Origin of the sequence: Micrococcus sp. MS-ASIII-49 (assembly GCF_000946635.1) — a bacterium.
In the GTDB taxonomy this organism is placed as follows: Bacteria; Actinomycetota; Actinomycetes; order Actinomycetales; family Micrococcaceae; genus Micrococcus; species Micrococcus luteus.
Map to the genome: position 1 here is coordinate 11,782 of NZ_JXSP01000150.1, position 11,968 is coordinate 23,749.

General features: G+C 75.2%; 13 protein-coding genes. All 13 read right to left on the bottom strand.

All coding sequences use genetic code 11. The features are described 5' to 3' along the window. Nucleotides 1-1,185 carry a glutamine-hydrolyzing carbamoyl-phosphate synthase small subunit gene (gene carA / locus SJ20_RS09995; RefSeq protein ID WP_036313720.1) on the bottom strand — a complete coding sequence of 395 codons (1,185 nt, stop codon included), beginning with the start codon at nt 1,183-1,185 and terminating at the stop codon, nt 1-3. Continuing rightward, nucleotides 1,182-1,808, bottom strand: coding sequence for a hypothetical protein (locus tag SJ20_RS10000; RefSeq protein WP_012750893.1), 627 nt, complete (start codon nt 1,806-1,808; stop codon nt 1,182-1,184). The genes carA and SJ20_RS10000 overlap by 4 nt, the downstream gene beginning before the upstream one ends. Continuing rightward, nucleotides 1,805-3,184 carry a dihydroorotase gene (locus tag SJ20_RS10005; RefSeq protein ID WP_036313718.1) on the bottom strand — a complete coding sequence of 460 codons (1,380 nt, stop codon included), beginning with the start codon at nt 3,182-3,184 and terminating at the stop codon, nt 1,805-1,807. Before SJ20_RS10005 ends, SJ20_RS10000 begins: the two co-directional genes overlap by 4 nt. Then, nucleotides 3,181-4,164: an aspartate carbamoyltransferase catalytic subunit gene (locus SJ20_RS10010; RefSeq protein WP_036313715.1), complete on the bottom strand. Its 984-nt coding sequence runs from the start codon at nt 4,162-4,164 to the stop codon at nt 3,181-3,183. Before SJ20_RS10010 ends, SJ20_RS10005 begins: the two co-directional genes overlap by 4 nt. A gap of 3 nt (nt 4,165-4,167) precedes the next feature. Further along, entirely contained in the window at nt 4,168-4,776 is a 609-nt protein-coding gene (gene pyrR, locus SJ20_RS10015) for a bifunctional pyr operon transcriptional regulator/uracil phosphoribosyltransferase PyrR (RefSeq protein ID WP_036313707.1), read from the bottom strand. A 169-nt stretch (nt 4,777-4,945) separates the two neighbouring features. After that, on the bottom strand, nt 4,946-5,398 hold the full coding sequence (nusB, locus tag SJ20_RS10020) for a transcription antitermination factor NusB (protein ID WP_044659811.1): 453 nt from the start codon (nt 5,396-5,398) through the stop codon (nt 4,946-4,948). After that, nucleotides 5,391-5,954, bottom strand: coding sequence for an elongation factor P (gene efp, locus SJ20_RS10025; RefSeq protein ID WP_002857030.1), 564 nt, complete (start codon nt 5,952-5,954; stop codon nt 5,391-5,393). Before efp ends, nusB begins: the two co-directional genes overlap by 8 nt. A gap of 120 nt (nt 5,955-6,074) precedes the next feature. After that, on the bottom strand, nt 6,075-7,244 hold the full coding sequence (gene aroB, locus SJ20_RS10030) for a 3-dehydroquinate synthase (RefSeq protein ID WP_082067642.1): 1,170 nt from the start codon (nt 7,242-7,244) through the stop codon (nt 6,075-6,077). Beyond that, complete coding sequence (locus SJ20_RS10035) at nt 7,241-7,945, bottom strand: shikimate kinase (RefSeq protein WP_044659812.1); 705 nt, start codon at nt 7,943-7,945, stop codon at nt 7,241-7,243. The genes aroB and SJ20_RS10035 overlap by 4 nt, the downstream gene beginning before the upstream one ends. Next, complete coding sequence (gene aroC / locus SJ20_RS10040; RefSeq protein WP_036336604.1) at nt 7,942-9,177, bottom strand: chorismate synthase; 1,236 nt, start codon at nt 9,175-9,177, stop codon at nt 7,942-7,944. The genes SJ20_RS10035 and aroC overlap by 4 nt, the downstream gene beginning before the upstream one ends. Nucleotides 9,178-9,256: 79 nt before the next feature. Next, the gene (locus SJ20_RS10045; protein ID WP_044659823.1) at nt 9,257-10,180 is read right to left on the bottom strand and encodes a shikimate dehydrogenase; all 924 of its coding nucleotides are present in this window, start codon (nt 10,178-10,180) and stop codon (nt 9,257-9,259) included. After that, nucleotides 10,180-11,448 carry an endolytic transglycosylase MltG gene (mltG, locus tag SJ20_RS10050; protein ID WP_044659813.1) on the bottom strand — a complete coding sequence of 423 codons (1,269 nt, stop codon included), beginning with the start codon at nt 11,446-11,448 and terminating at the stop codon, nt 10,180-10,182. Before mltG ends, SJ20_RS10045 begins: the two co-directional genes overlap by 1 nt. Beyond that, on the bottom strand, nt 11,445-11,966 hold the full coding sequence (gene ruvX, locus SJ20_RS10055) for a Holliday junction resolvase RuvX (RefSeq protein WP_044659814.1): 522 nt from the start codon (nt 11,964-11,966) through the stop codon (nt 11,445-11,447). The genes mltG and ruvX overlap by 4 nt, the downstream gene beginning before the upstream one ends. Between the last annotated feature and the right edge of the window lie 2 nt (nt 11,967-11,968).

Below are 11,968 nucleotides of genomic sequence, written 5' to 3' on the forward strand. Positions count from 1 at the left end.
TCAGGCTCCTTCGGTGGCGGGGGTGGTGGCGGCGCGGTGCTCGGTGAGCAGCTGCACGAAGCGGTCGAACAGGTCGAGGGTGTCGTTGGGGCCGGCCGCGGACTCCGGGTGGAACTGCACGGAGAAGGCGGGCCGGTCGAGCAGGCGCAGGCCCTCGACGACCTGGTCGTTCAGGGACCAGTGGGAGACCTCGACGCGGCCGAAGCGCGACTCCGGCGCCTCGATCGGCTCGCCGAGGGGGGCGTCCACGGCGAAGCCGTGGTTCTGGGAGGTGATGGCCACGCGGCCCGTGGCCTTGTCCAGCACCGGCTGGTTCGGGCCGCGGTGGCCGAACTTCAGCTTGTAGGTGTCGAAGCCGAGCGCGCGGCCGAAGATCTGGTTGCCGAAGCAGATGCCGAAGAACGGCAGGCCGGCGTCGAGGACCTCGCGCAGCAGCTCCACCTGGGCGTCTGCCGTGGCCGGGTCGCCGGGGCCGTTGGACAGGAAGACGCCGTCCGGGTCCACGGCGCGGATGCCGGCCAGGTCCGTGGCCGCGGGCAGCACGTGCACGCGGATGCCGCGGGAGGCCAGGTGCCGCGGCGTGGCGGCCTTGATGCCGAGGTCGAGGGCGGCGATCTCGGCGATCGGCTCGCCCTCCCAGCCGTGCTCGGCCGGCTCGATGACGTACGGCTGCTCCGTGGTGACGGACTCCGCGAGGCGGGCGCCGGCCATCGACGGCTGGGCGCGCACCTCCGCCAGCAGCTCGGCCTCCGGGCGGGCGGCGTGCTCGCCGGAGAACACGCCGGCGCGCATCGAGCCCTCGGTGCGCAGGCGGCGGGTGATGGCCCGGGTGTCGACCTCGCGGATCCCGACGACGCCGAACGTCTCGAGCTCCTCGTCGAGGGTGCGCTCGGCGCGCCAGTTGGACGGACGCCGGGCCGCGTCGCGGACCACGTAGCCGGCGGCGAAGATCGCCCGCGACTCGCGGTCGGCGTCGTTGACCCCGGTGTTGCCGATGTGCGGGGAGGTCTGCACGATGATCTGCCCCGCGTAGGACGGGTCGGTGAGGGTCTCCTGGTAGCCGGTCATGCCCGTGGTGAACACGGCCTCGCCCAGGGTGCGGCCGCGGGCGCCGTAGGCCCGGCCGCGGTGGACGGTGCCGTCCTCGAGGACGAGCAGGGCCAGGTCGTCGGTGGGGGTGCTCATCGGGGGTCTCCTTCTCCTGCGCGGCCGGCCGGGTCGGCCGGGGCGGGGTCGATGATGGTCTGCAGGGCGGCGAGGAGCCGGTCGCGGTCCTCGGGGCGGTCGGGGCGGAAGGCGGAGGTGAGTTCGACGTCGCCGAGGCGCCAGCCCCAGGCGACGAGCCCGCCCGGCTCGACGAACTTGCCGGCGATCCCGCCGGACAGGCCGGCCTCGACGAGGTCGTCCGCGGGGATGAACAGGTTGGCGGCCCCGGGGCGGAGCACGAGCAGGCCGCGGTGGGTGCCGGCGTCGTGGACCTCGAGGACGGCGCGCGAGCGCAGGCCCAGGCCGTGCACCGCCACGCGGTCCAGTCGGTCCTCGCCGCGCACCGTGCCCACGTGCATGCCCTCCGCGGACAGCGTCGGCTCGGCGTCGTAGAGGGCCGTCGGCACGGGGGCCGGGGCCGGGATCCCGGCCTGCGCCCGGCGGCGGGCCCGCCACCCGAGGGCCAGCAGGCCGAGCAGCACGAGGACGACGGCCAGGGTGCCCAGGGTCACCGGCAGCCACACGTCCGCGTAGTCCTTCGTCGGGGTCCGCGGCGGGACGGGACGGGCCGCCAGGGCGGCGGCCAGGGAGGTGATGCTCACGCGCGCTCCCCCGTCTCCGTCAGGGCCGGGTGGCGGTACGGCCGGGCGGGGGCGCCGTCGGCGACGACGCGGGCGCCGCGGTAGACCGTGTGGCGTACCGCGCCCGGCAGCTCCATGCCCCGGTACGGGCTGTTGCGGGACTTGGTCAGGTGCTGCTCGGGGTCCACGGTGCGGCGGGCCTGCGGGTCCACGAGCACGAGGTTGGCCACGGCGCCGACGCGCGGGACGCCGCGCTCGTCGGCCTGGCCCTGGTCGGTCAGGCCGGCGATCCGGGCCGGCGCCGTGGACATCACGCGGGCGACGCCGGCCCAGTCCATCAGGCCGGTGTCCACCATCGCCTGCTGCACCACGGACAGGGCGGTCTCGAGGCCCGTCATGCCCATCGCCGCGACCGTCCACTCGCACTGCTTGGTCTCGGCGGTGTGTGGGGCGTGGTCGGTGCCCACGGTGTCGATGGTGCCGTCGGCCAGCCCGGCGCGCAGGGCCATCACGTCGGACTCGCGGCGCAGCGGCGGGTTGACCTTGAACACGGGGTCGTAGGAGCGGACGAGCTCCTCGGTGAGCAGCAGGTGGTGCGGGGTGACCTCGGCGGTCACGGCCACGCCCTGGGCCTTGGCCCAGCGGATCAGCTCGACGGAGCCGGCCGTGGAGACGTGGCACACGTGCAGGCGGGAGTCCACGTGCTGGGCCAGCAGCACGTCACGGGCGATGATGGCCTCCTCCGCCACGGCGGGCCAGCCGGCCAGGCCGAGGACGCCGGAGAGCTCGGACTCGTTCATCTGGGCGCCGGCGGTGAGGTTCGGCTCCTGCGCGTGCTGGGCCACGAAGCCGCCGAAGGACTTCACGTACTCGAGCGCACGGCGCATCAGCACGGCGTCGTGGACGCACATGCCGTCGTCGGAGAACATCCGCACGCGGGCCTGCGAGTCGGCCATCGCGCCGAGGTCGGCCAGGGCCTCGCCGGCCAGGCCCACGGTCACCGCGCCCACGGGGTGCACATCGCACCAGCCCGCGTCCCGGCCCAGCCGCCACACCTGCTCCACCACGCCGGCGGTGTCGGCCGTCGGCGTCGAGTTGGCCATCGCGTGGACCGAGGTGAAGCCGCCCATCGCGGCGGCGCGGGTGCCGGTCTCGACCGTCTCCGCGTCCTCCTTGCCGGGCTGGCGCAGATGGGTGTGCAGGTCGACGAGCCCGGGCAGCAGCACCAGGCCGGCGCAGTCGACCTCCTCGGGGGCCGGGTCGAGGCCGGCGGCGTGGGTCGCGGCGTCCGGGCCGAGGGCGGCGATCCGGCCCTCGGCGACGAGCACGTCGGCGGTCTCGCCCGTGGTCAGGCGCGCGCTGCGCAGCAGCAGGGGGGCGGGGCTGGGGGCGCTCACGGGCGGACCTCCTGGTCGTGGTTGAGGACGAGGTGCAGGACCGCCATGCGGACGGACACGCCGTTGGCGACCTGCTCGAGGGCGGTGTTGCGGGGCGAGTCCGCCGCCGCCGGGCTGATCTCCAGGCCGCGGTTCATCGGGCCGGGGTGCATGACCACGGGCTCGTCGAGCAGGGCGCCCCGGCCGGCGGTGAGGCGGGCGAAGCGGTCGTCGGTCAGCCCCCAGGTCCGGGTGTACTCCCCTGCGGACGGGAAGAAGGCGCCGCCCATTCGCTCGGCCTGGACGCGGAGCATCATGACGGCGTCGGGGCCGGCGTCGAGGGCCTCGTCCAGCGAGTAGGTGACCTGGCACGGCCACGCGGCCACGCCCACGGGCAGCAGGGTGGGCGGGGCGGCCAGGGTGACCTGTGCGCCCAGCGTGCTGAGCAGCCACACGTTGGACCGGGCCACGCGCGAGTGCAGGATGTCCCCCACGATCACCACGCGCATGCCGGTCAGGTCCCGGCCGACCAGGTCCTCTCCCGTCGCCGCGGCGAGGCGCCGGCGCAGGGTGAAGGCGTCCAGGAGGGCCTGGGTGGGGTGCTCGTGGGTGCCGTCGCCGGCGTTCACGACGGCGGAGCGCACCCAGCCGGAGTCGGCCAGCTGGCGGGCCGCGCCCGAGGACCAGTGGCGCATCACGATGGCGTCCGCGCCGATGGCCTCGAGCGTCTGGACGGTGTCCTTGAGCGACTCCCCCTTGGAGACGGACGACCCCTTCGCGGAGAAGTTGATCACGTCCGCGGAGAGCCGCTTGGCGGCGGCCTCGAAGGAGATGCGGGTGCGGGTGGAGTCCTCGAGGAAGAGGTTCACCACGGTGCGGCCGCGCAGGGCGGGCAGCTTCTTGACCTCGCGCTGGTTGACGGCGGCCATCTCCTCGGCGGTGTCGAGGACGGCGAGGGCGTCGGCGCGGGAGAGGTCGGCGGTGGACAGCAGGTGGCGCACGGCTCAACCCTCCCGGGTCGCGACACGGTCGACGATGCTCACGGCGTCCTCAGTGACCTCGCCGGTGCCCTCGGGGCCGTCGACCTCCATGAGCCGGACCTGGACGCGCTCGGCGGTGGAGGTCGGCAGGTTCTTGCCCACGAAGTCGGCCCGGACGGGCAGCTCGCGGTGCCCGCGGTCCACGAGGACGGCCAGGCGCACGGCGGCGGGGCGGCCCAGGTCGGCGATCGCGTCGAGGGCGGCCCGGACGGTGCGGCCGGAGAAGAGGACGTCGTCCACGAGCACGACGACGGCGCCGTCGAGGGGGACCTCGGGCAGGCGGGTGGGCATCGGGGTGCGGGCCGTGCCGCGGCGGAGGTCGTCCCGGTAGAGCGTCACGTCCACCTCACCGACGGCGGCGGTGGGGTCGAAGGCCGGCTCGATGCGGGCCAGCAGGGCGCCGAGCCGCCGGGCCAGGGGGGCCCCGCGGCGCGGGATCCCCATCAGGACGAGACCCTCGGCGCCCTTGTTGGACTCGAGGATCTCGTGGGCGATCCGGGTCAGCGCCCGGTCGATCTCGGACGTGGACAGCACGGTCCGGGCAGCACGAGGTGCGGCGGGGTCAGTTCCCATGCCGGCGCCTCCTTCCCCGCCTCACAGGACGGCTCTTAAAGGATGCGTGGTCCGTCCCGGGGCGCCGGTGGGCCCCCGCGCGGGACGTCGCCGACTCTACCAGCGAGGCCCGCCCCACGGCGCGGATGACGCGGTGCGGGACGGGCCTCGTGACGGAGCTCTCGGCGGCTCAGGCGAGCAGCGTCGGCTTGACCTGCTGCAGGCGGCCGAGCAGACCGTTGACGAACTCGGGCGAGTCGTCCGTGGACAGCTGGGCGGCCAGGGCGACGGCCTCGGAGATGGCGACGGCGTCCGGCACGTCGTCCTGGAACAGCAGCTCCCAGGCCCCCACGCGCAGGATCGCCCGGTCGACGGCGGGCATGCGGTCCAGGGACCAGCCGCGGGAGTAGGAGCTCAGGGCCTCGTCGAGCCGCTCCTGGTCCGCGATGACGCCTTCCACGAGCCGCTGGGTGTAGGCGTTCACCTGCAGATCGGTGCTCTCGCGGCGGGTGCGGATGCCCTCCAGCGCGCTGGAGCCCCGCTGCTCGGCCTCGAACAGGATCTCCACCGCACGCTGCCGGGAGCGGCTGCGCGCCGTGGTCCCCCGCTTGGCAGCGGAGCCGGCGGAGGCCCGCTCAGTCATTGACGCGGCCGAGGTAGTCGCCGGTGCGGGTGTCGACCTTGACGCGGGTGCCCTGCTCGACGAAGAGCGGCACCTGGATCTCGGCGCCGGTCTCCACGGTGGCGGGCTTGGTGCCGGCGGACGAGCGGTCCCCCTGCAGGCCCGGCTCGGTGTAGGTGATCTCCAGGACCACGGACGCCGGCATCTCGAGGTACAGCGGCGTGCCCTCGTGCAGGGCGATGACCACCTGGGTGTTCTCGAGCATGTACTTCGCGGCGTCGCCGACCACGGCCCCGGGCACGGTGATCTGGTCGTAGTCCTTGACGTCCATGAACACGTAGTCCGCGCCGTCCTGGTAGAGGTACTGGTAGTCGGAGCGGTCCACGGTGGCGAACTCGACCTTGGCGCCGGCGTTGAAGGTCTTGTCCACGACCTTGCCCGTGGTGATGTTCTTCATCTTGGTGCGGACGAACGCGCCGCCCTTGCCCGGCTTGACGTGCTGGAACTCGGTGACGTTCCAGAGCTGGCCCTCCAGCTTCAGGACGGCGCCGTTCTTGATGTCGTTGCTCGTTGCCACGTGTGTGTGCTCCCGATCGGTCTCGCGGACCGTCACGGGTCCGCCTGCAGTGGGTGGGGTCTTGGATGTGCGCGGGCCAGTCTACGGGAGGCCCCGCGCGGGGCCGGGGTCAGCGGCGGCTCACTCTGCGATCTCCTGGTACGCCGCGAAGAGCAGGGACGCGTCCGGGATGTCCACGGTGGTGGGCTGCGCGAGCCCGTCCAGCAGGACGAAGCGCAGCTGGTCGCCGCGGTTCTTCTTGTCCCGGCGGATGCCCTCGAGCAGGGTCTGCCACCGGTCCCCGCGGTAGGAGACGGGCAGGCCCAGGGCCGTCAGCACCGACCAGTGGCGGTCCGCGGTGGCGTCGTCGAGCCGGCCGAGGGAGCGGGCCAGCTCGGCCGCGAAGACCAGCCCCACGGACACCGCGGCGCCGTGGCGCCACTGGTAGCGCTCGGCGAGCTCGATCGCGTGCCCCATCGTGTGGCCGTAGTTCAGCGCCTCGCGGGCGCCCGACTCGCGGGGGTCGCGGGAGACGACGTCCGCCTTGACCCGGATCGAACGCTCGATCAGCTCGCGCAGCCGCGCGGAGTGCGGGTTCTGGGCCTGGGCCGGGTCCTCCTCGATGAGGTCGAGGATCGCGGGGTCGGCGATGAAGCCGCACTTCACGACCTCGGCCAGGCCGGAGATCAGCTCGTTGGCCGGCAGGGTGAGCAGCGTGTCCAGGTCCGCCAGCACGCCGGCCGGATTGTGGAACGCCCCCACCAGGTTCTTGCCCTCGGCGGTGTTGATGCCGGTCTTGCCGCCCACCGCCGCGTCCACCATGCCCAGCAGGGTGGTGGGCATGTGCACGACGCGGACGCCGCGCAGCCACGTGGCCGCCACGAAGCCGGCCAGGTCGGACACGGCGCCGCCGCCCACGGAGACGATCGCGTCCGACCGGGTGAAGTCGTTCTGGCCGAGCACCTGCCAGCAGAACCCGGCCACCTGCAGGTGCTTGCCCTCCTCGGCGTCCGGGATCTCGGCGGTCAGTGCGGTCAGGCCCACGGCCTCGAGGTCGTTCTTGACGACGTCGCCGGTGGCCCGGAGGGCGCGCGGATGGATGACCAGCACGCGTCGGACGGTCGGGCCGAGCATGTCCGGCAGGCGCGCGAGCAGGCCCCGGCCCACCACCACGTCGTAGCCGCCGTGCACGGTCGCCTCGTGGCCGCCGGCCACGGGGATGACCGTCACGTCCTCGGGTGCGGCCGGAGCGGCCGCGGGCGCCGCCCCCGGGGTCTCCTGCTCGGTGATGTCCGGCTCACGGTCGGTCATGGGTGTGACTCACTCCTTCGGGGGCGGTGGGCGTCCCCCACGATACGCCAGGCCGCCTCGGCGGCCGTCAGGCCTGTGGTGTCGAGCACGAGGTCGGCGACCTCGCGGTACAGCCCCTCGCGTTCGGCGAGGATGCGCCGCCAGGTCCCGGCGGGGTCTCCGGCCAGGACGGGGCGGCCCGCGCCGCCGCCCACGCGGCGCAGCGCCTCCTCCTCTCCGACCGCGAGGTAGACGACGTCGGAGTCCGGCCCGGCCAGCGCGCGGCGGGTGCCCGGATGCAGGACGGCGCCGCCGCCGCACGAGAGGACGCACGGGGCGGGTCGGCCGAGCACATGGCCGATGACGCGCGCCTCCTCCGCCCGGAACGCGGCCTCGCCGTGCTCGGCGAAGAACTCCGGGATCGGGCCGTGCACCTGGGTGAACAGCTCGTCGGAGTCCACGAAGGGCAGCCCGGTCACGGCGGCCAGGGCCCGGCCGACCGTCGTCTTCCCGGCCCCCATCGGGCCGACGAGGACGATCCGGCGGGCCGGGCGCGCGGCCGGGTCCTCGTCGGCCGCGGCGGCCACCGTGGCCGCGGCCGTCAGGCGCGCCTCGAGGGCACCGATCATGCCCTCCCACGGGCACACGGTGACGGGCCCGGGGACGGGACGCGTGCTCGGGTCCGGTCCCGGGGCCGGCGCGGTCCCGGGGGTGTCGGTCACGGCAGGGGGTCGCCCATCGGGCCGTCCGCCACGACGTCGGCGCCCGGCTCCGGCAGGGCGGGGACCGCGGCCTGGAACGCTTCGAGGTTGCGGCGCGTCTCGGCCACGGAGTCGCCGCCGAACTTCTCGAGCATCGCGTCGGCCAGGACGAGGGCGACCATGGCCTCGGCGACGATGCCCGCGGCGGGCACGGCCGCCACGTCGGAGCGCTGATGGTGGGCCGTGGTCTCCGCGCCCGTGGCGACGTCGACCGTGGGCAGTGCGCGCGGCACCGTGGCGATCGGCTTCATCGCGGCGCTCACGCGCAGCAGCTCGCCCGTCGACATGCCGGCCTCGATGCCGCCGGCCCGGTCGGTCGTGCGCCGGGGGCGGCCGTCCGCGCCGCGGGCGATCCCGTCGTGGGCGGCGGTGCCGCGTCGGGCGGCCGTGGCGAACCCGTCGCCGACCTGCACGCCCTTGATCGCCTGGATGCCCATGAGCGCCCCCGCCAGCCGCGCGTCGAGGCGGCGGTCCCAGTGGACGTGGGAGCCCAGGCCGATCGGCACGCCGTACGCCAGCACCTCCACGACGCCGCCGAGGGTCTCCCCGGCGCGGTGGGCGTCGTCGACCTCGGCGACCATCGCCGCGGAGGTCTGCGGGTCGAGGCAGCGGACCGGGTCGGCGTCGAGGCGGGCCTCGTCCTCGGGGACGGGGAACGGGTGGCCCTCCGGCAGGGCGGCCTCCCCGAAGGCCACGGTGTGGGAGACGATCCGCACGCCGAGCTCGCCGAGGAAGGCGCGGGCGACGGTGCCCAGGGCCACACGGGCGGCGGTCTCACGGGCGGAGGCGCGCTCGAGGAGGGGGCGGGCCTCGTCGAAGCCGTACTTCTGCATGCCGGTCAGGTCGGCGTGGCCGGGCCGCGGGCGGGTGAGCGCCGCGTTGCGGGCCAGACCGTCGAGCTCCTCCGCGGGGACGGGATCGGCGGCCATCACCTTCTCCCACTTGGGCCATTCCGTGTTGCCCACCTGGATCGCCACAGGCGAGCCGAGGGTGCGGCCGTGGCGGACGCCGCCGAGGATCGTCACCGCGTCCTGCTCGAACTTCATGCGCGCGCCGCGCCCGTACCCCAGGCGGCGGCGCGCGAGCGCGTCCTGCACGTCCTGCGTCGTGACCGGGATCCCGGCCGGCAGTCCCTCTACGATTCCTGTGAGCGCGGGGCCGTGAGACTCCCCCGCTGTCAACCAGCGCACCATGGCGTGCAGTCTCTCACGCACGGGGCGCCGCGCCGTCACGTGTGACCGGACGGGACACACCGGATCCGGCGTTCGACGCTCAGCCGGCGGCCGGTCCCAGGGCGTCCGCCGCGGCGCGCGTCACCGCCGCCCAGTCCGGCTCGGGCATCCCGGCTGCGGCGCGGGGCCGGGCCGTGAACAGCCGGACCTGCTCGATGCCCTGGTGCAGCAGCATGGACAGCCCGGACGCCACCGGACCGACCTCCCGGGACCAGGCGGACGCCAGCACGGAGGGCCACGGGTCGTAGGCCGCGTCCAGCAGGGGCGGCAGGGCGGCGTCGGCCGGCACGTGTGCGGCCAGGACGTCCGCGGCGCGCGGCGGCAGGGTGGCGACGACGGCACGCAGCCCCGGTGCCCGCCGGAGCAGATCCGGCTGGCCGATGGTCTCCCAGCGCAGCCCGAGCGCGTCGGCCAGGGCCGTCACCTCGGCGGCGCGGGCGGCGTCGCGGACGCCGAAGAACACCGCGTCCGCGCCGAGCGTGGTGGCGGCGAGGACGGCCGCCGTCGCGGTCCCCCCGTTCCCGAGGACGCCGACGGTCCCGCCCCGGGCGGCACGGTCGAGGCCGGCCGCGGCGAGGGCGCCGAGGATGCCGTCCACGTCCGTGTTCTCGGCGTGGACGACCCCGGGCGCGGAGGGGTGGTCGCGCACGAGGGTGTTCGCGGTGCCCAGGAGCCGGACGCGGTCGCTGACGTGCCCGGCGGCGGCGACGGCCGCCCGCTTCAGCGGCATGGTGACGGAGCAGCCGAGCCAGTCCTGCCCGCGGGCCGCGGCCGCGCCGCCGTCGGCCGCGCCCGGGGCGCCGAGGTGCTCGGCCGCGAAGGCGAGCACGTCGTCCTCGCCCAGGTCACGTCGGCCGTAGTCGACGTCGAGGCCCAGGACCCGGTAGCCGGCCGCGTGCAGCACCGGGGAGAGCGAGTGGGCGATCGGCCGGCCCAGGACCGCCGCGCGCAGCGTGGGGCGCATCAGCACACCCCCGGATTGGAGGCGCAGTAGCGCTGCAGGGTGCGCACGTGCTGCTGGTGCTCCTCATAGGTGCGGGAGAACTCGGTGTGGCCGGTGCCGATGTCCGTGGTCACCCAGTAGTAGGCGTCCGTCTCGGCCGGGTCGAGGGCGGCCTCGACGGCCGCGTCGGAGGGCATGCCGATCGGACCCGGCGGCAGGCCCGGGTGCACGTACGTGTTGTAGGGGTTCGACGCGTCCTGCCGCTGGCCCGAGGTGAAGCTGAGGCTGCGCACGCCGAGGCCGTACGTGACGGTAGCGTCGATCTGCAGGAGCCCGCGCGTCTCGGTGTTGTCCGGGGCGAGGCGGTTCTCGATGGCGCCGGCGACCTGCCGGTAGTCCTGGGGCAGGGCCTCCGCCTCGAGGATGGAGGCGATCGTGAGCAGGCGCTGCTGCTCGGCCGGGTCGCGGACGTCGAGGGCGTCGAGCTCGGCGAGGGTGGGCCGGATCAGGGAGTCGAGCACCTGCTCGGCGGTGGCGTCGACGGGGAGGCGGTACTCCCCCGCGTCGAGCCAGCCCTCGAGCGTGCCCGCCTCCCCGGGGACGCCGTAGCGGGTCGGGTCGTGGGCGGCGGCCTCGAGCTCCTTGCGGGGCAGCCCCGTGGCCTCGGCGACGGCGTCCAGCACCTCGGTGAGTCGCCGGCCGCGCTCCACGAGCACGTAGTGCACGGCCCCGTCCGCGGCGCCCTGGAGCACCGCGAGGGCCTCGGCCGCGGGCATCCGCTCGCGCAGCACGAAGTCCCCCGAGCGCACGAGACCGCTGCCCGTGTCCCTGGCGGCGCGCTCGAACGCACGGGCGGAGGCCACGATGCCGGCCCGGTCCAGGCGGGCCGCCACGGAGCCCAGGTCCTCGCCCGGCTCCACCGAGAACGTCACCTCGTCGCCCTCGACGGCCGTGTGGTCGGGGCCGCCCAGGAACCCGCGCACGATCAGCCCGACCACGACGGCGAACGCCACGAGCACCGTGCCCAGCACCAGCGCGGTCCGCCGCCGGCCGGCGCCGCGATCGACCCGCGGGGCCGGGTGGGACCCGGAGCCCCGGCGACGCAGGAACGTGCGGGGCCGGCATGGGCCGGCCGCGTCGACCGGCTGGGACGGGGCGCCGAGATCGGCCTCGTCCGCCTCGCCGTGGGCGAAGCCGAACACGTCGAGGTCGTCGTGGACGTCGGCCTCGTCGCCGAGCAGATCGTCCCAGTGGTCCTCACGCCGCGCGTGCTGGTGGTCGCCGGTCACCGGATCTGCTCCCGGTCCTGGCCGGCCCAGCGGCCGGTGCGGCGCTGCTCGTCCACGACGGCCTGCAGGATCGCGACGGCGGCCGCCTGGTCGATCACGCCGCGGCTGTCCTTGACGGACCGGCCCGCGGCCCGCAGTCCGGCCTGCGCGGAGACCGTGCTGAGCCGCTCGTCGACGAGCCGGACCGGCACGGGGTGGCCCGCCTCGACCAGGGCGGCGGCGACGGCGTCCGCGTAGTCGAGGGCGTCCTGCGTGGACGGCGTGTGCTCGCCCCGCAGATTCACCGGCAGGCCGACGTACACGGCGACGACGTCGAGCTCGCGTGCGTGGGCGACGAGCTCGTCCACGTCACGACGTCGACGCGCATCCCGCCGCAGGGTGGCCACGGGGGTGGCGATCAGGCCGTCGGGGTCGGCCGACGCGACGCCCACGCGGGCACGTCCGACGTCGACGCCGAGGGTGCGCCCCCGGCGCACGGCGTCGCTCGCCACGGCGGCCCCGTCCTGACCTGCGCTCACGT

Coding starts and splice junctions, on each gene's coding strand:
- carA (WP_036313720.1), bottom strand. CDS start 1,185: ATGAGCACCCCCACCGACGACCTGGCCCTGCTCGTCCTCGAGGACGGC.
- pyrR (WP_036313707.1), bottom strand. CDS start 4,776: ATGGGAACTGACCCCGCCGCACCTCGTGCTGCCCGGACCGTGCTGTCC.
- nusB (WP_044659811.1), bottom strand. CDS start 5,398: ATGACTGAGCGGGCCTCCGCCGGCTCCGCTGCCAAGCGGGGGACCACG.
- aroB (WP_082067642.1), bottom strand. CDS start 7,244: ATGACCGACCGTGAGCCGGACATCACCGAGCAGGAGACCCCGGGGGCG.
- aroC (WP_036336604.1), bottom strand. CDS start 9,177: ATGGTGCGCTGGTTGACAGCGGGGGAGTCTCACGGCCCCGCGCTCACA.
- SJ20_RS10045 (WP_044659823.1), bottom strand. CDS start 10,180: ATGCGCCCCACGCTGCGCGCGGCGGTCCTGGGCCGGCCGATCGCCCAC.